The sequence below is a fragment of the Candidatus Dependentiae bacterium genome (genome assembly GCA_018266175.1).
In the GTDB taxonomy this organism is placed as follows: Bacteria; Babelota; Babeliae; order Babelales; family RVW-14; genus JAFEAY01.
This window is the reverse complement of the sequence record JAFEAY010000021.1, coordinates 57,348-82,586: the sequence shown is the minus strand read 5'-3', so window position 1 is coordinate 82,586 and position 25,239 is coordinate 57,348. Positions and strand designations below refer to the sequence as shown.

Here is a 25,239-nt window from a genome sequence, read left to right as displayed (position 1 = left end):
TTTACATTTTTTCTTTGATTCTGTAATAAACATGCTATCTATTCTAAGAAAGAGTGGGTGTTATCTGTTCCATTAATATCAGAGGGTGATAGTGAAGTTAAAAAGTATGCTTTCTCAATTGAGTCTTTTTTTTATATTAATTTTTTCGCCAAATTATATTTGTGTAGCAGTGTTAATTGAGCAAAATGCTTTGGTGGCCTATTTGACAAAAGAATTGGATGGAATTTCTCCTGAAGAGAAAAATTACTTAGAAGAGACCTTTAGTTTGCATATTCAAAGGCGTGGGGTGATTAATTTACCCGGTAAAGTTTGCCGCAAAATTATGAAGAAGGTTAATCTAGATATTTATTATTTAGAAACTTTGCCTGGTGGTGATTTCCGTAGCTTACAATTTAATAAAGCGTTACGGGAATTTCTTGAATATTTTTCTATATCTAAGCGGATTATTGATCGAGAGATTCAGTGTCCAATTTGTCATGAAAATGTCAGAGACAGAGTCAGAACTGCCTGTAACCACTATTTTTGTAAGCTTTGCCTGATGTCTTGGTTTGCTTATGATAAGCCCAGAATAGACAATGCTCATAGCCAGTGCCCGACTTGTCGAGCTCCATTTTCAAAAAGAGTTAAACGAGCGCTCTATACGACGTCTGGTTATAGACGAGAACTGTCAATAAATTTGAGAAAAAAGAAAGAGCATCGAGAGCACCAGGAGCTTGAGGATAGGTTGTTAGCTCTTAATTTAGAGGCAGATCTGGATATTGCAGACTTTGAGGAGCTGTGATCTTGAGAATTTTGAGGTGATTGTAGGCTTGAGCGTTTTTGTTGTATGTATTGATTGTCGTTTCCGTCTAGTAAGGGAATACATATTTTTTATAGTACATGCTTTTATGCTTATGATATGCTGTGAGCCTTGAATTTAAAAAGATCTATTTTATTAAAGGAATAACTCATGCAGGTTGCTCTAGGTATAACTCTTCTATGTGCTTTATTTGCCTCGATTTCTTCTCTTTGTGCTGTAACTCCAACTCAAATGGTGGGTAATCTTGATTGGTTTATGTCTGAGGACATAAAACCAAGACTTCATAATCAAATCAAAGGAATGTTTGCAACGCTTAAAAAACGTGAAAGTGGTGATTTAGATTTGCGATCTAAGCGTAAGAAAAAAGTTCGTGTTCGACTTGCTCGCTTACGTGGTCAATGTGAAGTAGGTTCTGCTGATTACAAAGCAACAGTTGGTGCCTGGTATCTTGCAAATCATTACTCACTTATTTGTAAAAAAACTTGCAAGGCAGCTGGAGAGTGCGATTCTGTTGTTAATGATCAAGAAGAGGATAAATGCTTCATTTGTCTTGAGCAGCCGCACAGTGTGATCAATACCCTTTGTGGGCATACATTTTGCCCACAATGTCTGCTTGAGTGGTTTGCTCAAAAGCCTGCGGGCAAGAGCGGAGTTCACACATTATGTCCATGCTGCCGAGCTGATTTTGGAATTAACCTCAAGTTTTTTTTGCAGCATCATGGAGCCTATGAAGGTTTAGCTCAAGAAAATCATCGCTCAGCTCAAGAAGTAGACTATCGTGAGCTTGCACATGAGCAAGCTGTATTTGATGAAGAGTACATAGGTGAGCTATTTGATGAAAATGAGCTTGCTCAGCTTATTCAGCTTCAGCAAGAATTAGATGCTCAGAGGTATCAAGAGGTTCCTGATCTTGTTGATGATTGTGATGATGGTCAAGAGCACAATGATGAAGGTGACTAGGGTGATACCGAAGAAGAAGAAGAAGAAGAAGAAGAAGGACTGGGCAATAATTAATCCTGTTGCTACCGCTTGAGATTTGCTCTACTTGGAGTACCCTATACCGGTACCCCTTTTTGATGGGGCGTGATATCGCAAACGTGCTGGCTTGACGCAAAAACGGTGGACTCTATGAAACTTTCACTTGCTTGGATCTTTGATCATATTAAAGCTGACTGGAAATCGCAGGATGTGCAGCTTATTTTTAAAAAATTTAACGCCATTACTGCAGAAATAGAAAAAATTCATCCTGTAGACTTTGATATGCAAAATTTTTTTATGGCAACCTTGATTGAACAAACAATTGATAGCATTGTGCTTGAAATCTCTGAGTTGGGCAAAAAAGTTTCACTGCCATTACGCTTGCAAGCACAGGACTTGCTTGCATTAACGCCGGGTCTTTGCTTTATGCTTAAGCGTGTGGGCAGCGATTTTTCATGGGCAACTGCTACCGACTTTGATCTTGAAAAGGGTGGATTATTGCCTGCCTTTGATGTGCCACCAGCTGACCGTTCTGGTAATTGGCGGCAGCAGTTTGAAAGCACTGATGTCATGATTGAAGTGGACAATAAATCCATTACTCACAGACCAGACATGTGGGGACATAGAGGCTTTGCGCGCGAAATAGCAGCGTTTCTGAATTTGCCACTGAAACCTGAGTCTGAATTTCTCAAGCCAATTTCTATTCAAACATTTGAAGAATGCTCTCAAGCAACAATGACTACGCCATTTGTTGTGCAAAACAATGCACCGGAGTTGTGTGCAAAATTTACCGGGCTCTACTTTTCCTCAATTGAGCACAAGCCCAGCAACGTGCTTGTTGCAAGTAGGCTCTTAAAAGTTGGCCTCAAGCCGCATAGCGCTCTTGTTGATGCAACAAATTATCTCATGCAGGATTGGTCACAACCGGTCCATGCTTACGATGCCCAAAAAATCAATGGCCAAAAAATTATTGTTCGTCTTGCAAAAAATGGTGAAAAGCTAGAACTTCTTGATGGCAGTTCAATTTCGCTTACCGATGAAGATCTTGTGATTGCAGACGCTCAGAAATCCATGTGCCTTGCGGGTGTAAAGGGTGGCTTACATTCGGGTGTTGGGCCAACAACGACGCAGCTTTTTTTTGAGTCTGCAAATTTTCAAGCGACTAGCGTACGTAAAACGGCACAACGCCACAAGTTGCGTACCGATTCATCTGCGCGCTACGAAAAGACTCTTGATCCAGAGCAAGCGCTTCAGGGAGCACTGCGCTTTGCAAAATTGCTTGAGCAATGTGATATCAAGGTGGTTCACGCGCAAGAAGTTATTGCAGTAGGCTCGCAAACTCCTGAAGTAGTAATTGAAGTTGACCATGCATTTTTGCAGGCACGATCAGGCATTGCTTTGACCGAGCAGGATGTCGTTGGTGCTTTGATTGTGCGTGATTTTAAGGTGCAGGTAAGCTCCAATACACAGGGTGAAAAAGTTTATCTGGTAACTATTCCATCATTTCGAGCATCAAAAGATATAAAAATAAAAGAAGATATTTTGGAAGAAGTAATTCGAGCATATGGTTTTGAGCGTATTCCTCACGTGCTCCCTCACTTTGCTCAAAGTCCATTTAGTCTTACTGCTACAATGCGAATGCGTGCTATCAAGCGCTTTTTAGCTTTTTCAGCTCGTATGACCGAACAGCAAAATTATGCATTTCATGATGAAGCATTTTTGAATCACGTTGATTTAAAACCGGTAAAAAGTGCTGATATCATCAACCCTGTTTCAGAAAATCATTATCGAATGATCGACTCGCTGGTTCCTGGCTTGCTTAAAAATGTTAAAGATAATCATGTAGGGCGCGACAGGCTGGCGTTTTTTGAATGCGGCAAGCAGTGGAGCCTCTTTGAGCAGACAATTATTGAGCGTAAATCGGTTGCAGGTATTGTGTTTGATAAACGAGCACAGGTCGATTTTTATACCTGTAAGCAATATATTTTTGATTTATTCGCGGTAGTTGGGCTGCAAGCAAGTATGATCACCTGTAAGAAATCTTTTGCCCATACTTCAGGTTGGTACAATAAGCAGCAAACGCTTGAGCTTTTCTACAATGATTTACTCATTGGTATTGCAGGTAAGGCTGATGCTCTTTTGCTTTCAAAGCTTGATATCATTGAAGGTTCTGATGCTTTTATTTTTGAATTAGATCTTGATTTCTTGCTGAATACTGTTATTTCAAATAAGCGTATGGAGAAAGTTTCAAAGTTTCAGGAAACATCATTTGATATCAGTATCTTGGTGCCTCTGAACATAACCGTTGCAATGCTTGAACAGGTTTTTGCTTCTGTTTATCCGCTTGTTTACAAAGTTGAACTTGCAGACTTCTTTGAAAAAGAAGAATGGAAAGATCAACGTTCACTGACGTTTCGGTTTTGGATGAGCCACCATGAGCGTACGCTTGAAAAAGAAGACATTGATGCAGCCTGGAATGCTGCCATTGCTTGTGCGCAAAAGCATGGTGCTACTTTACGAACGTAGGGAATAATGAATAAAAAAATACTCTATCCCCTCATTTTTATCGCCTGCTTTGCAGCAGATCGTCTATCAAAAGCGTGGGCATTTGTCAGTTTAATGACTCAAGATATCCACCTCTTTCCAGGTCTCAGTTTTGAGCTCGCATGGAACCGCGGTATTTCTTATGGAATGCTGCAATTTAACTCCGACATGCATTTCTGGTTTTTGACCGCAGGCATTATGCTGGTCACCACAATACTTGCAATTCATGCGCTCTGCATGTTGCGTAAGGGTGAGCAGATTGTGGGTGAGCTTTTTGTCCTTTCAGGAGCGTGCTCAAATCTGATTGATCGCTTTATGTATGGGGCAGTGCTTGACTTTATCGATCTGTATGTGGGACCATGGCATTGGTACACATTCAATCTTGCTGACGCGTGGGTGGTTATCGGGGTTGGTGTGATGATGTATAAATATTTTGTTCAAGATAGGGGCATATCATGAGCATAAAAGAAATTTTTTTCAGCATTGCTACGTGTGGTCCGTTAGGGACCATGCACTTGGGAGGGCTCCTTGCATCACTGATTGCTCTTCCAGTGGTTTTTTTAGGCTCCATGCTTTATTGGTTTAATCCGACGCTCTACTATGCATTTCTCGGTATAGCCTTACTTTTGGCGATATTGGCAATTTACATAACGCTCTCCATGCCGAGTGAACAAGATTCATCAGTGATTGTGCTTGATCGAGTGGTGGGACTTACACTTGTTTATTGCTCGCTTGGATTAACCATTAAACTGTATGTAGTCGGCTTTGCCTTGTTTCATATCGTAAACTTCACCTTGCCATGGGTACTTGCAAAGTTTTGGGATATTCAGCTTAATAAGCTTCCGAGTGTTATTGGGATTGTTGCTGGAGATGTTCTGGCTGGAGTATCTATTCACCTTTTATTGAAGATAGTAATGTGGCTGGCGCATTAAAGCAGGTAAGGCAGTTTATTAATTCGGCATTGCAGGTAATTTATCCATCATTGTGTCGAACCTGTGATCGAATTATCTTACCACAATCGGTTTTTTGTACCGCTTGTATTCAAGAAATTAAGCCGATTGTTTCAACTTTTTTACCAATTACTTCCGGAATGAGTATGCCAGTTTTTGCAGCAGGTTCTTATCAGGGGCCGCTCAAGGCGCTGGTACTCAGAAAATTTAATGGCGATATGCTTGCAAGTAAGCAACTTGCACATGTTATGCTTGCGACAATGCCTTTTGATGTTATCAATGCAGATCTTGTAATTCCTGTTCCGCTTCATTGGTGGCGTTATGCTCAGCGCGGATATAACCAAGCGGTTATCATGGCAAAAGAGATTGGTAAGGAGCTTAAAGTACCAGCTTACTCAATGCTTGTGCGTAGTAAGCGGACTTCTTTTCAGTCCCGTCTAGATCCAGAAGAGCGTCGGCAAAATGTATTCGATGCATTTGCCCTTCATCCTTGGCATCAATTTAAAGGTATTTCAAATGTCCAGGGAAAGCATGTGATATTGGTTGACGATTTGTGTACCACCGGTGCAACGTTAATGAGTGCCGCAAAAACATTACTTCCTTTAAAGCCAGCATCAATTACCGCTGTGGTTGCTTGCCGTGCGGTATAATAGTTGTTGATACTTCGCCTTTTAAAAAACCTTGGGAATTCTTAAAATTCATCGTGCCGCTTGTACTTTGAAAAGAAATAATCGGGTGATTAAAGCTAAAAATTTGGTCGCTTGAAAGTTCATGCTTATCTAAATGGTAGGTAATGTTATGACCCTCAAACATTCCATCGTTAAAAGTTCCACGAATATCGAGCGGAAAATGAAGGGTTTTTTCATCCTGCGCAATGATTCCTTGCGGACTGGTAAAATGAATTTCTTTTCTCTCTTTATCAAAAATAACACCATTAATATGTGAGCATATAATACGTGATGAGCTGCGCATGATGTCGGTGTGCTTGGCTTGAATATTTAATTCGTAACGATTATTTGGTTCAACTTCGTGGAGTACTCCATCAATTATGTGGAGTAACGGTATCGGTTTTTGTTCGATAAAATGATGCTGAGCACGCGCAAAATGTTCTTGCGCATGCCAAAAATTGCGTGTTAAAAAAATTATAATCACTACTGGTCCTGAAGTAAGGACTATCAGCATGAGTAAAAAAGTGAATAAGTTTGTTTGAGTCGGTCTGGTTATCATGAGCGACGCGGTCACTTTCATGTAATTGGTTGTATGCAATTTTGAATGAGCTCTTGAGCAAAGTGTTTGCCTTGAACAAAGAGGAGTAAATCTAAAAATAGACGAAACGCACTTTGGCCACCAGCAAGAGGAAGCGTTAAGTCTGCTTGTGCAGAAAGATAAAAAGGCGCATTGGCAGGGGCAATGAACATCATGTCAGAAAGTTCAAGCTTTACTTGAGCATCTAAAAAATCATCACCAAAAATTGCCATCTGTTCAAGTTCTACATTATAACGCTGCGCAAGTTCTTTGATAATTGAAGGCTTGTGCTTAACACCAACAATGCACAGCTCTTCAGGGATGCCAAGCGGCACGCCGCGTAGCATCGTTGTTTTGTTGCTTTTACCGCTCATTAAAGCTATTAAAAGGCCACCCTTGACCGATTTTTCCATTGCAAAACCATCTTGAACCGAAAACTCTCTGCCATCTTCACCTTCCAGCGAAAAGTAAACATTGGCGTTGGTTAATGATCCATCAACATCACAGACGATAAATTTAAGCTTTTTTAGTTGAGCAACCAGTTTTTGATTAGAAAGCGCCTGATTAAACCATGTGCAAATGTCCATAAGGTTGTCCTTAAATATTGATGTATGACTTGTTTGTTAAGTATTAAACTTGTGCTCAAGTATAAATTATTGAGCAAGGCTGTCTAATTCTCTTGGAGATGATGATTAATAGATTCCACTTGAGAGCATTCTAATTTTCTGTTAGAATATAAATAAATATATTAGTCTATAATTTATGAGGAATACATGCGTATTAAAAGATTTCTTTTTGTTATGTTATTGATACTGCCTTTTGCTTGGGTTTCAGTCTTTTCAATGCAATCTTTTTTAGATCCCAATCTTTTGCAGGTTGTCCAGGAAGTTCAGTTGAACATCAAAGAGGCAAGCAGTAATCCTACTGTTGTGCAGCTTCAAGATGACCTTTCGAATTTGCTTGTAAAAATTTCTGATAATCATGAAGAGCTTCAGCAGTTTCTTCTGATTATGAATAAGCGCGTAAAACTTATGCAAGGGATGTTCTTTGAGTCTTGTGCTCGCAATGCTTCGGTAGTTGATGATTTGGTTAAAGATGAATTTTCAGCATGCTTGTCTTTAAGATCTCTTTTAATTGATCAAAATTTGGATCTTTATACTCAGGCAGAGATTGCTTATTCAGAAGCTTGCTCAGCAGTACAGCAAGCAATAGATACGCTTGAAGTATTAGCAAATAATAGTCAACTAGCTGCGTATAAGCATAAATCAGCAACAATCAAAGACCTTTTTAGCTATCAGAATATTAGAAGATTTTTTGCTTCACGATTTCTTAAAAAAGAGCGCCCAGATGCTTATCGCAAATTTTTGTTTAATTCAGAATGTTTTCAAGAAATTGAACAGATAATGATGCTCTACAGCATGTTTCTTGAAGCGGATTATTATAAAATCCATCTTAAGTTTGTCTATGATCAGGTTTATAAATGTTATGCGCACAGTGCTGATGGAGTTGTTAATCCAGAAATTTTACCAACTATTTTTGCATTGGATGAAGCGACAAGCTTTAGTGCGCCAACAGATGCTCGGGTACGCTTGTGCGATTTCTTACGGCTTGTTCGTTTGTGTAAAGTAAAAGACTTTCTTGTTGTAGAAAAAAATAAATATAGACAAGACAAGGCTATTAAGGATGTAAAGAAAAGAATTTTGGCGGGTGAAATTGCAAAGTTACAAACATTTAAAGTTTCTGAAAATGACTTTTCACAGGAGCAATGTTGTGCGCTTATTCCTCAATTATTTCATAATTTTCATCCTCAGGCTCAGCAAGAGCTGAGTATGCTTGCGCAGGCAGATCGAAATTATGCAGGAATTCAACCATGTGCACTTACCGCTCTAAAAGCATATTTTGATGATATTGTTGGGATGATGTACAGTGAGGGTTTGCCTTACTCTTTTAAACTTGATTCCGATTTATTTTGCTCATACAAAGAGCGTATTCTTGATGGTCCAGCTTGCTATCGGTTTATGGATGAAATACAACAGACTCTTAATGCGTTGTTTCCGCCGGTGCAGGTGCCAAAGCAGATCAGTGTGGGTAAGAAAAGCAAGAAAAAAAAGCAAAAACGCAAGCCTGTGCCACAATCTAAACCGAAGAAAATAATAGAAGTTTTAGACGAGCCCGAAGCTGCATTTTTTAGTAACCAGTCATCGTCATCAAGCTCATCTCTCCATTCCCAAGATAATCTTGATATTGATTCAAATGAAATTTCGGAAGCTTTAACTATTCAGTTTGATTCACTGAGTGTTGAAGATAAACCGGTCATGAGTTGCTTGCCCCCTCACTTGCAGATGCGGATTCCTGGTTTAGGCGAAATTGAGCAAGAAGCTCAAGAAGAGGTTGAGCAAATAGCCCATAAGCAGGATGAGATTTTTTGCGAAGATGAACGGTTGATTTGTCTTCTTGATTGTCAGCGAGCAGAGCAAGGCGGCTATCAAATTGAAGTTTTCGTTTATAAAAATAATCAACAACAATCGATAAACCCTCTTGAAAACCTTGATTATTCAGTTTTGAGTAAAATTACTAATCCTCGAGACAATAATCACGCTTTTACCAAGTTAGTTGAAGTCTATGGTTCGTATGGTCGTTTTGAGTCTATTGAAGAATTGCCTGAGGAAGATTTAGAATATCGTAATGGTTATCGATTTAAATGCTTTATCTCTTTGCCGGGGCGATTAGCTTCATTAGGATATCCAATAGAACGGGCATCCGAGCGTGGACCAAGTGGAACGTTTGAATTTATTGTTCTGAAAAAAAATAAGCAAGATAAAGGTGGGATATGCGTTCACCGATTTTTTAGACCAAATAAGTAATTAAATAAAAAAAGAGAGAAGAAAGTAGGGGGAAGAAAAGGGGCACAAAGGCATTGAGGAAGATTAAATCTTCTTCAATGCTTCTTCTGCATCATGATATGTATCAATTGCTGAATGTATATCGATAAGATGATTCTGATTAAGATCATTCTTGATTGCTATACATTTCATTCCTGCTGCTTTTGCAGCTTGAAATCCATACACAGAATCTTCAAACACAACACATTCTGCAGGATCAGCGCCAAGCATTTGGGCCGCGTGCAAGAACAACGCTGGATCTGGTTTTGCTTTGCCAACGTGATCAACACAGTAAAGGTTTTGACCAAAGAATTTTGTGAAATTCATTTTAGTTGAAAGCTTTTCCAAATTTGAAAGCGTTGCATTGGTTGCAATACTTGTTGGAATTTGGTTGTCACTCAATTTGTTATGAAATAACTCAAAGCCCTCTATAAAATCAATTGCTTGTTCAAAGTGCGTATTTGCAAGATCAATCTTTTTTGTGATGATTTGCTCAAGTGGCATTGCAAGACCAAAGTAACTTTTGAGCTGTTCAGCAGCATGAGTCATACCGATCCCTGAAAATGAACGCAAAAATTTGAGTGCGTTATCATCAAGTTCTGTAAAACCGTGCTCGCTTAAAAAATCAAAGGTAACTTTTTTCCAGATCTGCTCAGTGTTGATAATGGTGCCATCCATATCGAAGATGACCGCCTTTACCCTGTTTTTGATGTCTTTCATGGTGTTCTCCTTAAGGTATTGTAGAAACAAACATGCATTTAATTGCTTAGAATTTTCTCCCCCTTCCCAGGATGTTTATTAGTTTATGTTAAAAAAAGAGAGAAAGTAAACATATTACCAGCATACACCTTTTGTCATTTATGTCAAATTGAAATGTTTATTGAAATATGGGCCGTCCAAGCTGTGTTAATTTATGGTGCTATTTATGACATAAATTGTGCAGAGGGACCTCTATTCAGATAGATTGAAAGTTGTTCAAATTCAGGTAGTATGTGTGTAATTTGAAATGCTGCTATCACGCGTTGCTTGCAAAGGAGGGAGAACATGCAACATCTTGCAATTATTCCTGATGGAAACCGCCGCTGGGCACGGCAAAATAAGCTCCAATCGCTTTTTGGTCATCGAAGAGGGATGGATGCAGTTTTATCCGCCGTTGATGTTTGCTTAAAAAATGGGATTAAATATCTCTCAATTTATACTTTTTCACTTGAAAACTTTAGACGAAGCGAAGAAGAGCGCTCCTATTTATTTGAGCTTTTATCTGATGGACTTATTCAGGAGCTTTCAAAGCTTGTTGAACAAGGCATTAATATTAAATTTCTTGGTGATACCAGTTTGTTTCCAGAAAAAGTACTCCAGGCTATTAATCAAGTTGAGTTAGCTACCAAAGATTTGGGAAATCTCTATTTAAGTCTTTTATTTTGTTATGGTGCACAGCAAGAAATTGCCTATGCTGCACGTACTTTGGCACAAAAAGTTGCTCAAGGTATCTTGAGTATTGAGCAAATAAATGAAGAAACAGTTGGTCGTGAGCTTTGGACAGCCGGAATTCCAAATCCAGACCTTATTATTCGCACCGGTGGCGTTGTTCGGTTAAGTAACTTTTTACTCTTTCAGGCCGCCTACAGCGAATTCAAATTTGTTGATTCTTTTTGGCCCGATATGACCATTGAAAAAATTCAAGCATGCATTGATGAATTCAAAGGTATTAAGCGAAATTTTGGTTGGTGAGTAATGCGTAAATCTATAACAATTCTTGGAGCGGGAGCTTGGGGAACTGCAATTGCTCATCTGCTTGCAACCAATGGACATGATGTAACGATCTGGTGTCATGAGCCAGAATTAACCGAAGAAATTAATCAAAATCAGACCAATAGTTTTTATCTTCCCGACGTCGATCTCCCTCACAATATCCGTGCTACAGCGAGCATTCAAGAAGCACTGGAAGGGGTAGACATTATCTTTGAAGCGGTGCCTGTTAAATATTTACGTACTGTTCTTGAGCATGCTCGAACTTTTATTAATAAAAATCAAATCTGGGTAATTTTGAGTAAAGGAATTGAGCTGGAGTCATTTCATGTTCCCTCACAAATTATTGATGACGTAATGGAATATGCGGTACAAAAAGTAGTTGTATGTGGTCCGAGCTTTGCACGCGATTTAGTTGAGGCGGTTCCAACCGGCGTTATGGTTGCATCAGATCATCAAAAGTTAGCCCAAACTATTGCTTCACTTCTGACTAATAACTATTTTTCCTGCTCGCTATCAGATGATTTACTGGGCGTCCAGTTGTGTGCTGCACTTAAAAATGTTTTTGCATTGACCATAGGGATAGCCTTTGGTGCACAAGCACGCGATAACACGGTTGCACTTTTGCTCACACGGGCATTAGCTGAAATGGCAGACGTTGTTCAGGCTTTTGGTGCCAAGCAAGAAACGGTTTACAGTTTTGCCGGCATCGGTGATTTAGTGCTCACGTGTTATGGCTCATTGAGCAAAAATTTCACGCTCGGCAAGTTACTTGGTCAGGGTGCTTTATTGCACGATATCAGCAGTGAAGGTGTTTTTCCCGAGGGGATTAATACTATTCAGTCGCTTATTCAGTTAGCTGAAAAAAAATCACTTAAGCTTCCTGTTGTACAGGGAACGTATAGTTTTATTTTTGAAGATCAATCGTTTACCGATTTGGTTGCTGGAGTCATAAAGCACGAGTAATAGTGACTTCGTGCTTTTGTGCTGCTGTACGCATTTTAAAAAATTCAGCCCATGCTGCTTTAGAAGTTAACGGCTCGAAGTAGGGTAGCACAATAGATTTAACAAGCTTGCTCGCGCACAGGCTTGCAGCCGTTGCAAAGCTCCCACTACCCGGTTTTTTGAGGACAATCTGGTCAATCGTCGGTGTTCCAAATGTAGTAATGAGTGCCGGCTTGAGTTCATATTCAATAAACTTATCAACAGACTTTCGTCGATTCAAATAACCGCAATCGGTAACCGTAATCTGTGTTCCACTGTTTTGAATGATCAATTTTCCAAAAAGTTTGAGTGTTTTTGGTGTTCGTTTTGCATGCAGCGTAAAGCAATGAAAAGCACCAAGGGCTAAGACTAAAAGCCCAGAGCTCCAAGCAAGTCGCTTTGGTAAACTCGAAATAGAGTTTGTCCGAATAATAAAAAGTGCAGCACAGGGAATGATAAAAAGCGTCCATGTTGGTGGTTTTGCAAAGTAGATAATCCATGAACTTTTGCCTAGGCTTAGCAGCCAATACCACCAGGTCGTGATGTGCTCCAGGCAGATGATCAGATAGTCATTAGGAATACACAACAACTCTGAAAAAAAAATTAAAGAGCTCGTGAGTAAAAAGCATGAAAGCAAGGGGGTAAAAATAAGATTGCCGACAAAGGTCATCGTAGACATCCCAAGCCCCCAGCTGACTAAAACCGGCAGTGCAACAAGTGTGACAACTACCTGTGTGTACGCGAAGTAAAGCAACCAGAGTTTTGTTTTAGTTAAAAATTTTATTGATTGTTGTTTCATAAGTGGTTATGGCCGAGGAAACCAAATAAAAAAATATTTCCAAAAAATATCAGAGCTACCGGGTTGGGGCGGGCGCTTGAGTGCTTGGGTGATAAAATTAATTGAATTTTCAAGTCGCTCGTGAGCTTGAAGTTCTTCAGGGCCTAATTCAGGCTGAGCGCAGAGCTCTTTGAGCTTGCCTATGCAATAGTTCAGTAAATTATTAAGCAGCTCAAAGCTTTGTTGATCGCTCAAATGTTCTTTTTTTAACAATCCTTCAAATCCGAGGGGGTCTTCGATTTTTCTTTGGTCGCACACAAAATTTAAAAGAGGATGTAAAAAGTCTGCTTGTTGATTCACCCCACAATCAACTCTGACTGATCGTGAAAGAATCGTTGGCAATACGGCTTGTGCGTTGTGCGTGTACAACAAAAAACGATACCCTCGCGGTGGCTCTTCAAGAACCTTGAGCAGCCTATTTGCTGTTGCAAGATTTAATGCATGAACATCGGGGATAACAAAAAAGAATTCTGAATTTTGTTCCAGCGCAAATTGGGTCTTTTGAAAAATAATATCAACATCTTTTACGGTGTAATTACCCTCCGGTGCAAGCCAGACGAGTGACGGATGTTGTCGTTGCTTGATGCTTCTACAAATTCTGCAGTAGCAATCAATTGCTTTGTTTTGTGTGTCAGCTGCTTGAGCTTGAGCGCAAAACAGTTTTTGCAGCTCTTCTTCAATAAAAAGAACTGCATGTTCTTGCGAGCCGACGATGAGAATGACCGGTGCTGGAGGGAGTTTATTCATAATTTTTTTATAATTTCATCAAATGCCTGCTGGGCAAGTATTTCTTGATCCAGTGTCCCATCAAGCGTAACAACATTATCTCGGTCAGCAAAAATTGTTGTAAATCCTGTTTGAACGCGCTGCCAAAAATCAATTTTTTCTTGTTCAAAACTGGTGAGCTCAGCTCGAGTTGCATGGAGTCGTTCAAATGCTGTTGTGGTATCAATCGTAACATAAACTGTTAAGTCAGGCATCCGATTATTCATAGCCCATCTGCTGACCGAAGTTATGATCTCCTTATCAAGACCTCGTCCAAATCCTTGGTATGCAAGCGATGAATCATGCATGCGGTCAGAAATAACGAGTGTTCCTTGATCAAGTGCAGGTTGCACAACGGTTGCAAAGTGCTGTGCTCGATCTGCCGCAAAAAGCAAAAACTCAGCCTTGTCGCAAACCAGTGCTTTTTGCGTGTGCAAAATTTCGCGTAATGATTTGCCAAGTGGCGTAGCGCCAGGCTCTTTGGTCAATAACACATCAAGTTTGCGTTCAAGGAATAATTGATAAAGGTTGCGGGCAAGAGTGCTCTTGCCCGACCCGTCAATTCCTTCAACAGAAATTAAAAAACCTTTATTCATAGTTTAAATCATATCTTTCTTAGTGAACCGCGTCGTAGTAAACGAAGACGGGTTAACATGCGCATTGATGTAAGCTGCTTGCAGCTTGTGGTTTCTGAATCAGCTGAATTGGTGCAGTCTTAATCTGATGCACAACATATTCAACTTCCTCATCGGTCATTTCAGGCCAAATAGGAAGCGCCAAAATTGTCTGAGTGAGCTCATGAGTTACAGGGCACTCTGTTTTGAGTCGTGGGTCCAGATTCAAAAACGCAATGTCAGTAAATGATTTTTCATAAAAAATTCGTGTATTGACGCCGTGCTTGGTCAAATGTTCGATGAGTTGATCGCGGTATCCTGTTCCATTAGCATCAACGACTTGAATACAGTACTGGTGATACACGTGAGTACCATGCGTTGTTGTAGGAGTTTTAATAAATGGAACATGGGCAAGTTCTTGGTTATAAACTTGTGCAATTTGTCGACGTCGAGTATTCCATGTTTCAAGATATTCAAGCTTAAGGCTTAAAACCGCTGCTTGCATTGCGTCAAGTCTGCTGTTAATGCCAAGGCCTAAGTAGTTGTACATACTTTTTCTGCCGTGGTTGCGCAGTACGAGCAGCTTTTCAGCAAGTTCAGGATTGTTTGTTGTGCAGCATCCGGCATCACCAAATGCGCCTAAATTTTTTGTTGGGTAAAATGAAAATGCTGCGATATCGCCAAATGTTCCAGCTTTTTTACCATCAAACTGTGCACCAATTGCTTGGCATGCATCTTCAACAATCCATAATTTCCAAGCATCAGCAATTGCTCTGATTGCTTGATAGTCGGGAAGTTGTCCAAACAGATCAACCGTAACAATACCAACAATCGGCTGGTTTGTTGTTTTATGAAATGCTTTGCCATCACGCATCTGAGCATTTTCATCAAGCCAAGCTTGTAATAATACTGGGTTGATGTTGTAGCTTGCAGGGTCAACATCAATAAAAACTGGATGAGCTTCGAGCATTGCAACTTCGCTGCTTGAAGCAATAAACGAAAACGGTGTGGTCAAAACAATTGCATCTTTTGGAGTGCCCAAAGCATGCAATGCCATCCATAATGCATCGGTTCCTGAATTACATGCAATCACATGGTTTGCTTGAAAATAGTGAGCAACTTTTTGTTCAAACTGTTCAACAAAAGGGCCACCAATAAATTGTTGGCTATCGATGACATATTCAACAGTGGACATGAGCTTGCTGCGCAATTTGCTTGTTTGTCGTTCAAGAGAAAAGAAGGGGATCGAACGCATAGTCATAAGGAACTCCAGGATTTTTTGATTAAACTCTTTACTTTAGTGCTCGTAGACCGATTACACTATAACAGCCGTCCAAAACAGTACGCTCAAATATATGCACAAGTATATACCCACACAGGAGCAATGTTCAAACGGTTGCTGCCGCGGATATTTTTTATATGAGAATTATACTCAAAGCAGCGTATAAATATAGCATGGATGTTAGGTTTATAAAGTCATAATTTGCAAGGGTTTTTGATGAGGTTTGAAGAGTGTTATAGGCCAAGTTTTTGTAGGAAAATTTCCGCTCTCGTTATGCATTGCATCAAGGCTCACAACAACGATTGGGTACAAAAAATAAGGCCTTGACATTTAGATAACAAGAGCTAAGGTTAATTTGAAACGGAGAAACGTGACAAGGTAGTTATGAAGCGTGTCAGGGAGAGTGCTATGAATCTTTCGTTGAATCATTCAACCAACGATAATCTCTTTTCTGTATCTTTAAATCTTCTTCTGACGAACAACAACTTCACGCGTTTCATATCTCATCCAACTCAATATCTATCGATCGTCTCGGAGATGTTGGGTCAATCCTAGAAACACTCTACAGGTGCGAGGTGGATGTCTTTCTGATCCTTGTAATCCAGAGAAAGGAGGGCCGGGCCGAAGAAACAATAAGAATGATCTAATCTTAAAAACAGAAGAGATAGTGTGTGTTGTTCAAGTTTATCCTAAAAAGGGAGAAACGATGATAAATAGAAAGCTTCGCGCAATGCTTCTCACCCTCTCGTTTTTAGGTGCGCCATTCATGAAGGCCAAGCCTTTTACATGGGCGCCTGTGGGTGTAGATGTCGACGCAGAGGGTTATGCGCTTTCTTCAGTAAGCCCTGACCTATACAACTATGGTGATCTCATTGATGAGACTCCAGGTGATTTCAACTCAAGTTTTGCCTCGACACCAGAAGATTGCATTTTAGATATTTATGGTACACTTCGCGATCCAGAATCAGCTGATGCTGACGGTGACGGAGTGCCTGATGAAGAAATACTTGATGCTGATGGAAATCCAATTTTCGCAAGTTTGAAAATTGATGGAGACGTGAGACTTGATGCACGTCTGTGCAACGGTTGTGATATGACCGTTAATATTAATACTGATGTTGCAATTGAGCCTTACTCCAACAGTGCTGGTGTAACTCAAATCGAAGGTTCAACAACCGGTGTGTTTGCCGGTAGCGATGGATTGTGCTATTCCCAAGTGTATTTTAACGCTGAGGCTGGCCGAACCATTTCCGTCAATGTTGACAATAATCTAGAGTTCCGTGGTCGCACCGTCGATCCTGCAACTGAAGATTTCACCGACATGATTGTTACTTTTAATGGTCAAGGTCGTGTATTCTTCAAGCTTGCTGATGGTACCGGTGTGTTCTTTAACGGACAAATCGACGATACAACACCAATCTTGGTTGACGTTAACGGTAACGAAACTTTGCCACTTGCGCTCAATGAGACAGGTGAAGAAGTTGAGTCCTGCGTGTTCAACGCAAGTGGTGCAGGAACCAAGGTGTACATCACCATGGATCAAACTGTCGATCAAATAGCATGCGGTCAAAACAAAGTTACTTTCTTGAGAAAACGTCGTTCAGACGAAGTAACACTTGTTGATTGCGAATGCCCAGCATGCCCAGGTGTTGTTAAATCACCAAAAGGAATTAAGGCTGCTCCAGCTCAAGCTAAAACACGCGCTGGTGTTGTAATTCCATGTCCTGAAGCATGTGTTGATTGTCCATGTGAATGTGTTGTTAAGCCTTGCTGCCCAACCACAGGTCCATGTGACATCGCTCCAGAAAAACGTGTTTTGATTTATGTTGGTCATAACTCATTGATCACCTACCTTTCAGACAATCTCACTGGTCTTCCAGACACAAGTGGTTGTTTCTGCACAGGTGGTTATGGTTCAATAGCATTTGACCCTTCAAACACCGATAACGCTGAAGCAGGCATTGTTGGATCCGGCCGTATGGTCCTTATGATTAAGGGCGCTTACGACATTTCATTTGCACAAGATGAAACCGAAGGAACACTCGTTGCTCGTTATCCATATAACGACGGCGCGGTTGTTATCGCTGGTCATTTTGTAGAATGTGATAAAACAGACCCAGATGCTTTCACACCAGAATTAGTTCGTACCACCGTTGATTATTCATCACCAGCCGGTATTCAGGCAATCTTCGCAATTTGTGACCTTGTTTGCAGCGATGCATACAAATGCCGCAAAGCAGCAGATCGTCGCGGCTTGTTGGTTATCAACGATGTTGCAAACCATGGTAAACTTGCATGCGATCCATATTGGGATTTATATCAAGAACCATTTGATCCAGTCACCGGACAAGGATGCGTTGGTGCGTTGTACGCATACTCAAATCCAAACAAATTCACCAAAGACCCATTTGATTGTGGCGGTGAATTGGATGTATTCCCACCAATTCCTCTTAACGTTCGTCGTGGTTTTGTTCTTGGTGTTAACGGTCTTGTGGATATTTGCCATGACCTGTTCCTTGATTACGTTGCCGGTTCATGTAACAAAGTCGATGATTTGGCTTCATGTTGCTACGACCCATGCTCAATCAAAGAACGTAACCCATCTGCATTTATTGTTGACGGTTTAGATCCTCGCTTGTTCTGCAAGCCAGGTTGTGGAACACTGTTTACCGGTAATCCATACACCTGCGCAACAAGTGAATTCGAAGCTGCAAATCCATTTACACAAGGTGATGCTGTTCGAAAAGCAACCATCCATCTTCGTGGTAATGCTGCAACCTATTTGCGCAGCAGTGTTTCATCCGTAGATTGCTACATGTTCAACTATTGGTTCGAATATGCTGGCGACTATGTTCATGAAGCAGATGGCACACCAGCTCCAGAACTTGACCCAGACCTTGACTATGTAAAACATTTATCAGTTGGTGCATTCCAAACATCACAAATTGGTAATCCAAACTGCCCAACCGATATTGTTTGTGCAGAGAAGTCATTGTATGACGGTCTTGCTCTAACCGGCAATACTCAAACAGAACTTGTACCTTGTGGTGGCGTTCACGTTCTTGACGTTGAATGTGACTTGAACATTTGTTCACTTCCAAACACCGCAACGGTTCTTGATCCATGGGTATCACCAATTTCATACCGCGAGTATGATTGCACAGTTGATGCAGCAGGTGTTGTTCAAATGTTGAGTGTTGTTGTTGATCATGCTGGTCGTGAAATTTACTTCAACGAAGTAAACGAGCCAGTATTGGTTAACCGCCCAATCTTTGCAGATTGCACAATTGATAGCTGCTGCTCAGGTGACAATGGTGTTCCATTGAAACTCAATGAGAAGATCTATTGCCGCTACAACTCACCAGGTATTTTCTTGAACGCAAACATGTCATTGTACGAGTCCAACTTGCTTCACTCAGATGCAACCAAGGTTGTTGATGGTGTTCCAAGTAACTCAGAGCCAGCAATCACCGGTGGTGAGAAGCTGTACTACTCATTGACAGAACTTCCAGAATCTATTGTTGATGCTGCTTGTGGTACCGTTGGTGAACCTGCTCGGGCTGTTGATTGCGATCCAAATCGCTATCGCTTCCCAGAAATCAGACTCTACAATTCAAACGTACATCTCTTCGAATCGCTTGCATCAACCGGCTTACGCTGGGTTGTAACCGACCGTCCAGATGTTTGTTCTGATGATGTTCACGCAGCAGGCACAAACATTTCAGCAATCAAGTTCGCAGATCATGGCGACTGTTGGGATACCCAACTCACGTCATGGGGCCGCATATTCATGCTTGGTAGCAACTTGAACAAGATGTCTGGAACCGAAACTGTTGAAGTTGCTGAATGCTTGTCATGTGAACGCCCATGTACCAATTCAGTATTGCAAAGCGCTTACCTCAACGTATTCCGTGGTCGTGTACCTGGTGATGACGTTGCAGACATTCGCTTGTTAATGCAAAACTGTGATCAGTACGACACCTGTGTTCCATCAAACTTGTATGACCTTGAACGTGCACAACACTTGTTCATTCTTGGTATGACTGATAAGGGCAAATCAAATGCTCATATTGGCTGGCAAACAGGTAATGCAAGCATCGACCCATATGGCGATGGCAAAGCATTCCCTCACGTTTACCCATACCCAGGTGATGCACTTGTAAGCACACCGTCAGCACTTGACAGTGCAAACATCTTTACACTTGATGGCGAAGTTTTCCCTCAAGCAGTATTGCGTGTTGATGGCAAAATCATCACCTTCGGTGCTTTTGACAGCAAGGGTAACGCTCGTAAGGTTCCATTCCAGGGATCTGATGAAACAGGTGTAGTGTATGTTGATCATGGTGGACGTCTTGATATCACCGCTGATACCAAAACACACGATCTTGATCTTGCAAGCAATGCTGCGTTGCGTAATATCATCCCAGCAGAGCTTGTAGTTGACACCATTATCGGTCAACGCGTATGGAGTGACTTCGACTCAACTGGTGAATTCCGTCAAACAGCGTTCACCGGCTGCTTAGATCTTCCACACGATCAAGTAACCTTTATTAATAACTACACCATCCAACCATACAATTTCACCACAGACATGTTCGCACGTCATCGTGATGACACCAATGGTTGGGTTCGTTTACCATACATCAACAGTCATCGTGGACCAAGCTTTGACAAGACCGGCGGCGAAGAAGTATCCGTAGCATGGCACAACCGTGACTGCGAATGCCCATCAAACGCTGTTCCTGTTAAAAAAATGGGCCGTGCACAGAAATATCTGACACGTACCACTGAAAGCCTTGGTGGCGCAGTAACTCGTCCAGGCGACTTACTCTTTGTTGGTGCTGGTGATCACATAACACAGTTCAAAGTATTTGGTGCAACACAAGCTGATCCATTCCACTTGGCAGTTCGTGGTGCGCAATCAAATCCAACAGAAGCTCTTGTTCGTGAATTTGTCTCTGGCAAAACACAAACAGGCTTGCATCATGAACACTTCATCGGCGAAGGCGCACACGCAGTGCTCTTTGTTGAACATGGTGGACATGTTGGACTTGGAACACGCAACTGGAATGATCACTCTGTAAACGCTTGGAACTTGATTGGTAAAGACTACGTCACTGTTTGCCCATTGGGTGATGGTGTTGTAGATGTTAACTCCAACTTGCTTGTTACCGATCGGCTTCCAATTGTTGCTTCATCCGATTTCAAGGCACACCGCTTGACCTTCTACTCAGAAGAGCCACGCGAAATTCGTGTACCTGCTAACGGTGAACTTGACTTGAGTTCTTTCGGACACAACCTTGCAGCTGGTCAGCACCAAGAAATTGCGTTTGCTGGTCAATTGCGCTTAGTCTTTGAACCGGGTGCAACACTTCGTCTTCCTGATGCAACATCAGGTGATGGCTTGGTTCTGTACTTCAATGACGAGTCACAGCTTGTATTCGAAGGCGCACAATCACGCCAAGGAAGCAACCGACCACGCTTTGCAAATGCTGCTGCTACCAATGAATATCGCACCAAAATTCTTGGCCAAGGTCAAATTTGGTTGAACAAGGATGCGAGCATGTTGGTAAACGGCAATGCACTTGTTGGCGTACAAACAGATGCTTTAACTCCTATCACCGACGTAACCGTCAGTGTTCAACGTCAAGCTCAGTTTGACATTGGAACAGCACAGGTTGCTGGTGGTGCATTTGAAGTTGGTAACGTTGATAAGATTTCCGGTCATAGCATCAAGTTCAACTTAAAACTTAATGGACCAGAAGCTACATTCTGCATCGGCCGTGCGGGCTTTGTAGGACTCGGCGCTGGTGTTGTTAATAAAGAAGGTGTTATGAACGGTAACGCAGTGGTTGAAAACAACCCTGTTACATCCAACGGTGTTGCAGTACTTGGTGAAGACGGCTTGCCTGTATTTACACCAGATCCTGCTCATGCATGGACTGTTCAGTCATTGAACAACGTTGCTGAAGTCAACTTGGATATCAATCAAGGTATCGTTGAACATAACCAAATTGCTGATGGTTTTGATGCTGATGCAAGCTTGCTTGCAGTTGGTGCTATTGATCATGCTACCCTTCACTTGGGCGGTGCAGACCATGCACTTGTTCGTGGTGGTGGTAACATGATGGAAGTTCCAGCAGATGGCGTTGCTCGTAAAGTAATCGTTGCCGATTATGATGGAGAAATGTCTAATGGCTCACGTTTCTGCGTCATGAGCTCAGGTCAAATCATTCGTGATGAGACGGCTGATGATGACAACAATGACTCTGGTCAAACATTCAGCATGACGAACGGTGCTGGCCTTATCGAGACTCTTGCTTCAGATCCGTTAAAAGATCAAGCAGCACCTAAGGTTGTTGTTGCAGAAAATGTTGCAGAAACATTGGCTGTGTTTGTCAACCCGGATCCTAAGTATCCAGTTGGTAACATGATCAACCGTATCGAAAGCCCATCAACCGTTCAAGATGGTGGCAATATCGACGAAGCTGTAAGTATTGGTTCTCTCAACGCCGCTGTTGGTGTTGATGGTAACCCAGAAGCATTTACCGTTGATAATAAATAATTGATAAAAGAAGAGAAAAGGGCGCAAGCCCTTTTCTCTTCCACCAAAAAAAAGCTGATAGAAAAGCTAGTAGAGTTTAATCTATGATGCGAGGAGAAATAATGAACTATAAGCTACGACTGCTGTTACTTGCAGCCCTTGCGGTTTCAAGTTCAGCGTTTGCAACTGAGTTCCGCACTCCGTACCTTTCGGATCGTGGACCGTTGCGTCACAGCTTTAAAAAGCTGAACAAGAAAAAAATGAATATCAACACCTGGTCGACGGTGCATACCAAAGAAGCGCATAAAGCGTTTTTGAAGCATGGAACGGATTCCAAAGAATTGACCGCATTGCTTTTTAATAAAAGCACATTTCAATTCAAAGAATTTTTTCCTGGCGCTGATGTTCCCTTAAATTCACTAAATTACAATCCATTCATGAGAACACTTAGCTACTCACCAAAAGCAAAATACTTTGAATATGGTGCAACGTTTGGTGGACGTATCGACTTTCCTATTTGGAAAGAAGATAACGGCTGCGTCAAAGGTCGTATTGGTTTGAGAACATCTATTCCATTCCGTACCATCGAAGTTGAACGCCAAGATTTTGCTCCAGAAACTTCTAGTGTTGATAATGCATTAGCAAAAGTTGTGAAGACTGACCTTATTCGAGTGGACAAAAATATTGATGGTTCAAATGCTGCATTAGGAACTGTTACTGAAGTATCGGCAACAGCATATCGTCTTGATTTTGTTGCATCATTGATAGATAGAGCAGGTAATTCTATTTTTAATGCTGTAAATTCTACTAATCCTGCTACCCCTACAAATGATGGTTTGGTAACAATATTTGGTCAAAACATTGCTGTTGGTGATGGGGCTTCAGGTACAGCTAACAACGCTGATGCGACTGCTGCTTTGGCAACTGTTGGTCTTGTGATACAAAAAGCAGATGGTGCTCCAGAATCCATTGCTTGGAAACGAGCAGCGGCCGCGAGCTTGGCAAATAACGAGTATCGTTCAGCTGCTGGTGGTGCTGACATGGCAGTGATTACAGCAAATACCTTAACAGGTGTTGCAACTGGAGATGTTGCATTCTTTGATAACAATACCGATTACTCTAGGCTTGCACCAGCTGCTGCTGGTCAGCCAGCGCGGTTGCCTGCAGATGACACTTCATGGTTAATCTTCAAACGCGCAGCTAATACTAATAATGATCGTCGTTTAGTTAGTGCTGAAGCTCAGACAATTGATCGTATGCTTCAAGATCGTCTTCGAGGTGTAAATCAAGACCCATTTACTTTCTTAGTTGAGCAAGGTTTTGTGTTCGACAGCTACAAGCGCTCCGGCCTTGGTGACATCGACCTTGATGTCTTCTACGAACACGCCTTCAACAAGCACATGCTTGCAGAACTGGTACTTGGTGTACGCTTTCCAACAGGAACAACAAAAAACAGCTGCAACAACCCATACCGCGCAATTGCAAAACTTGGCAACGGCGAGCACTTTGAAGTTAAACTTGGTGCAAACTTTGCTTGGGATGCATGCAAATGGTTCAGCCTCAAGCTCGACCTTTCATACAACTTTGTCCTTGAAGGCAAAGAGCAACGCGCTGCAGTTTTTGCCGGTTCAACCGTCAAGAACATCGGCCCTTGCACCGATGCAGATGTTGACTGGGGATACTTTATTGGTCGCTTAGACTTCCAATTTGTTCATCCAAAAACCTGCTGCTTGTCAACTGTTTTAGGCTATGAAATCTATTACAAAACCGAAGATCATTTGACCTTCAAAAAGACAACACAAGCTTCATGGCTTGGTGAAGATGGCTCCGCAGCTCATCCTCTTCCAAAGCTTGACAGCAAGCTTGCTCGCAAGAACACCGAAAGCATCAGTCACAAAGCTCGTATGGAATCAACCTACAAAGCAAACAAGTACTTGGATATTTTCTGGGGTGGCGCAGTAACCTTCGCTGGTCAGAACGTATTTAGAGACATGGATGCGCACGGCGGTTTCAACGTACGCTTCTAATCTGATTTGATTTGATTTAAAGATGCTGATTCTTTGGGAAACCAAAGATGATGTGTAAAAAGTCGCAAAGAGCCCTCACAGAAATGTGGGGGTTTTTTGCTGGGTTGGAAAAAAGGGTAAACAGTCGAAATGTGATTTGAGAGATACAATTTTTTATTAAAAGTGCGATTTTAGGACGTCTGTCATCCTCGAGAGCCCTGTAGGGGCGAGTCGGGGATCCAATTAAAAATTCAAAGTAATCCTCTCTTTAACTCAAGTATCTTTAATGTTCTCTCAATTACTATTTTTACCCAAAGCCCCGTGTTTCGTAGGTACGCGGTACCTACACCCGCCAAGGGGGGCTTCCAGCCGTCGCCAAGGCTATGGCGGACAGGGAGGCCTACTCCTTGGAAACCCCACCAAAGTTTGTCATTCTCAATGTCATACTTTCCTGCGGAGCGGCTTGTCGGAGTTTATCCTGAGCCCAGTCGAAGGGGTTTGGCTAAGTCCGCAAGGCGCCCAACCGCCTTTGCCAAGGCTTCGGCGAGTCGAGAGGCCGGCCTGTCACTTTACATCAATAAAAATCATGAAAATTTACCGACTGCTTTCTGTGCTGCCAAGTTGTGGTAAGCTGGAGGAGATGGTGCTTAAAAATTGTTTGGAGAATAAAAATGATACAAGGACAAAATCTTGATAAAGAGGTTATTATCCAATTTCTCAAGAGCAATAAAAAAGTTCTTGAAAATGAATTCGGTATAATAAAAATTGCTTTATTTGGCTCCTTTGCACGAGGCGAGCAGTCTGATGCAAGTGATGTTGACTTGGTAATTGAGACTAATGATTTTTCGTTTGAGAAAAGATGTCAGTTAAAAGATTTCCTTCAAAAAAATTTGAGTAGACCGGTTGACCTTTGTTATTTTCGGGGCATGAGACGCGTGGTAAGAAGTATGATTGAGAAAAACTTAGTTTATGCCTAACAAAATACTTTTGAAGAGTGGGATTCTCAATGCGACCACGAATTCTTTCAGAATTTATAATCCGTTCTCTTGAATAATATTT

19 protein-coding genes are annotated in these 25,239 nt (G+C 41.5%); 12 read left to right on the top strand and 7 right to left on the bottom strand.

Going from position 1 to position 25,239, the window contains the following annotated elements:
• Window positions 1–91 precede the first annotated feature (91 nt).
• The 6 genes from JST56_04510 (at window position 92) to JST56_04485 (ending at window position 5,921) form a co-directional block, all read left to right on the top strand.
• Complete coding sequence (locus JST56_04510) at window positions 92–781, top strand: hypothetical protein (GenBank protein ID MBS1988229.1); 690 nt, start codon at window positions 92–94, stop codon at window positions 779–781.
• 168 nt (window positions 782–949) lie between these two features.
• Window positions 950–1,759, top strand: coding sequence for a hypothetical protein (locus JST56_04505; GenBank protein MBS1988228.1), 810 nt, complete (start codon window positions 950–952; stop codon window positions 1,757–1,759).
• 168 nt (window positions 1,760–1,927) lie between these two features.
• Window positions 1,928–4,303, top strand: coding sequence for a phenylalanine--tRNA ligase subunit beta (gene pheT / locus JST56_04500; protein ID MBS1988227.1), 2,376 nt, complete (start codon window positions 1,928–1,930; stop codon window positions 4,301–4,303).
• A gap of 6 nt (window positions 4,304–4,309) precedes the next feature.
• Window positions 4,310–4,780: a signal peptidase II gene (gene lspA, locus JST56_04495; GenBank protein ID MBS1988226.1), complete on the top strand. Its 471-nt coding sequence runs from the start codon at window positions 4,310–4,312 to the stop codon at window positions 4,778–4,780.
• Window positions 4,777–5,253, top strand: a complete 477-nt coding sequence (locus JST56_04490; protein MBS1988225.1) for a phosphatidylglycerophosphatase A — start codon at window positions 4,777–4,779, stop codon at window positions 5,251–5,253. Before lspA ends, JST56_04490 begins: the two co-directional genes overlap by 4 nt.
• Window positions 5,238–5,921 (top strand): ComF family protein, encoded by a 684-nt coding sequence (locus tag JST56_04485; protein MBS1988224.1) that lies wholly within the window; start codon window positions 5,238–5,240, stop codon window positions 5,919–5,921. The genes JST56_04490 and JST56_04485 overlap by 16 nt, the downstream gene beginning before the upstream one ends.
• On the opposite strand, the gene lptC is transcribed toward JST56_04485, so the two are convergent.
• Together lptC and JST56_04475 are read right to left on the bottom strand one after the other, a co-directional pair.
• Window positions 5,890–6,423: an LPS export ABC transporter periplasmic protein LptC gene (gene lptC, locus JST56_04480; protein ID MBS1988223.1), complete on the bottom strand. Its 534-nt coding sequence runs from the start codon at window positions 6,421–6,423 to the stop codon at window positions 5,890–5,892. The two genes, JST56_04485 and lptC, sit on opposite strands and share 32 nt — an antisense overlap.
• Window positions 6,424–6,515: 92 nt before the next feature.
• Window positions 6,516–7,103 (bottom strand): hypothetical protein, encoded by a 588-nt coding sequence (locus tag JST56_04475; GenBank protein MBS1988222.1) that lies wholly within the window; start codon window positions 7,101–7,103, stop codon window positions 6,516–6,518.
• A gap of 186 nt (window positions 7,104–7,289) precedes the next feature.
• Between JST56_04475 and JST56_04470 the strand changes: the two genes are divergently transcribed.
• Window positions 7,290–9,380 (top strand): hypothetical protein, encoded by a 2,091-nt coding sequence (locus tag JST56_04470; protein ID MBS1988221.1) that lies wholly within the window; start codon window positions 7,290–7,292, stop codon window positions 9,378–9,380.
• A 63-nt stretch (window positions 9,381–9,443) separates the two neighbouring features.
• Here JST56_04470 and JST56_04465 read toward each other — a convergent pair whose 3' ends face one another.
• Entirely contained in the window at window positions 9,444–10,118 is a 675-nt protein-coding gene (locus JST56_04465; protein MBS1988220.1) for an HAD family phosphatase, read from the bottom strand.
• Between the two features lie 324 nt (window positions 10,119–10,442).
• Between JST56_04465 and uppS the strand changes: the two genes are divergently transcribed.
• Window positions 10,443–11,129 (top strand): di-trans,poly-cis-decaprenylcistransferase, encoded by a 687-nt coding sequence (gene uppS / locus JST56_04460; protein ID MBS1988219.1) that lies wholly within the window; start codon window positions 10,443–10,445, stop codon window positions 11,127–11,129.
• A gap of 3 nt (window positions 11,130–11,132) precedes the next feature.
• Window positions 11,133–12,113 carry an NAD(P)-dependent glycerol-3-phosphate dehydrogenase gene (locus JST56_04455; protein MBS1988218.1) on the top strand — a complete coding sequence of 327 codons (981 nt, stop codon included), beginning with the start codon at window positions 11,133–11,135 and terminating at the stop codon, window positions 12,111–12,113.
• On the opposite strand, the gene JST56_04450 is transcribed toward JST56_04455, so the two are convergent.
• The 4 genes from JST56_04450 to JST56_04435 are packed head-to-tail and all read right to left on the bottom strand — an operon-like array spanning window position 12,097 to window position 15,609.
• Entirely contained in the window at window positions 12,097–12,930 is an 834-nt protein-coding gene (locus JST56_04450) for a hypothetical protein (protein ID MBS1988217.1), read from the bottom strand. The two genes, JST56_04455 and JST56_04450, sit on opposite strands and share 17 nt — an antisense overlap.
• 6 nt (window positions 12,931–12,936) lie before the next feature.
• Window positions 12,937–13,716, bottom strand: coding sequence for a hypothetical protein (locus tag JST56_04445; protein MBS1988216.1), 780 nt, complete (start codon window positions 13,714–13,716; stop codon window positions 12,937–12,939).
• Entirely contained in the window at window positions 13,713–14,330 is a 618-nt protein-coding gene (tmk, locus tag JST56_04440) for a dTMP kinase (GenBank protein MBS1988215.1), read from the bottom strand. The genes JST56_04445 and tmk overlap by 4 nt, the downstream gene beginning before the upstream one ends.
• A 52-nt stretch (window positions 14,331–14,382) precedes the next feature.
• Window positions 14,383–15,609, bottom strand: a complete 1,227-nt coding sequence (locus tag JST56_04435) for a DegT/DnrJ/EryC1/StrS family aminotransferase (protein MBS1988214.1) — start codon at window positions 15,607–15,609, stop codon at window positions 14,383–14,385.
• Between the two features lie 727 nt (window positions 15,610–16,336).
• Here JST56_04435 and JST56_04430 point away from each other — a divergent pair.
• From JST56_04430 to JST56_04420, 3 genes are all read left to right on the top strand, one after another.
• Window positions 16,337–22,195, top strand: a complete 5,859-nt coding sequence (locus JST56_04430) for a hypothetical protein (GenBank protein ID MBS1988213.1) — start codon at window positions 16,337–16,339, stop codon at window positions 22,193–22,195.
• Between the two features lie 101 nt (window positions 22,196–22,296).
• Window positions 22,297–24,201, top strand: a complete 1,905-nt coding sequence (locus JST56_04425) for a hypothetical protein (protein MBS1988212.1) — start codon at window positions 22,297–22,299, stop codon at window positions 24,199–24,201.
• A 650-nt stretch (window positions 24,202–24,851) separates the two neighbouring features.
• Entirely contained in the window at window positions 24,852–25,157 is a 306-nt protein-coding gene (locus JST56_04420) for a nucleotidyltransferase domain-containing protein (protein ID MBS1988211.1), read from the top strand.
• Window positions 25,158–25,239: the final 82 nt, after the last annotated feature.

Excerpts from the sequence above, each read along its gene's own strand:
- lspA (MBS1988226.1), top strand. The coding sequence starts at position 4,310 with ATGAATAAAAAAATACTCTATCCCCTCATTTTTATCGCCTGCTTTGCA.
- JST56_04450 (MBS1988217.1), bottom strand. The coding sequence starts at position 12,930 with ATGAAACAACAATCAATAAAATTTTTAACTAAAACAAAACTCTGGTTG.
- tmk (MBS1988215.1), bottom strand. The coding sequence starts at position 14,330 with ATGAATAAAGGTTTTTTAATTTCTGTTGAAGGAATTGACGGGTCGGGC.
- uppS (MBS1988219.1), top strand. The coding sequence starts at position 10,443 with ATGCAACATCTTGCAATTATTCCTGATGGAAACCGCCGCTGGGCACGG.
- JST56_04490 (MBS1988225.1), top strand. The coding sequence starts at position 4,777 with ATGAGCATAAAAGAAATTTTTTTCAGCATTGCTACGTGTGGTCCGTTA.
- JST56_04435 (MBS1988214.1), bottom strand. The coding sequence starts at position 15,609 with ATGACTATGCGTTCGATCCCCTTCTTTTCTCTTGAACGACAAACAAGC.
- pheT (MBS1988227.1), top strand. The coding sequence starts at position 1,928 with ATGAAACTTTCACTTGCTTGGATCTTTGATCATATTAAAGCTGACTGG.
- JST56_04430 (MBS1988213.1), top strand. The coding sequence starts at position 16,337 with ATGATAAATAGAAAGCTTCGCGCAATGCTTCTCACCCTCTCGTTTTTA.
- JST56_04505 (MBS1988228.1), top strand. The coding sequence starts at position 950 with ATGCAGGTTGCTCTAGGTATAACTCTTCTATGTGCTTTATTTGCCTCG.
- JST56_04420 (MBS1988211.1), top strand. The coding sequence starts at position 24,852 with ATGATACAAGGACAAAATCTTGATAAAGAGGTTATTATCCAATTTCTC.
- JST56_04475 (MBS1988222.1), bottom strand. The coding sequence starts at position 7,103 with ATGGACATTTGCACATGGTTTAATCAGGCGCTTTCTAATCAAAAACTG.
- JST56_04455 (MBS1988218.1), top strand. The coding sequence starts at position 11,133 with ATGCGTAAATCTATAACAATTCTTGGAGCGGGAGCTTGGGGAACTGCA.
- JST56_04425 (MBS1988212.1), top strand. The coding sequence starts at position 22,297 with ATGAACTATAAGCTACGACTGCTGTTACTTGCAGCCCTTGCGGTTTCA.
- JST56_04445 (MBS1988216.1), bottom strand. The coding sequence starts at position 13,716 with ATGAATAAACTCCCTCCAGCACCGGTCATTCTCATCGTCGGCTCGCAA.
- JST56_04470 (MBS1988221.1), top strand. The coding sequence starts at position 7,290 with ATGCGTATTAAAAGATTTCTTTTTGTTATGTTATTGATACTGCCTTTT.
- JST56_04465 (MBS1988220.1), bottom strand. The coding sequence starts at position 10,118 with ATGAAAGACATCAAAAACAGGGTAAAGGCGGTCATCTTCGATATGGAT.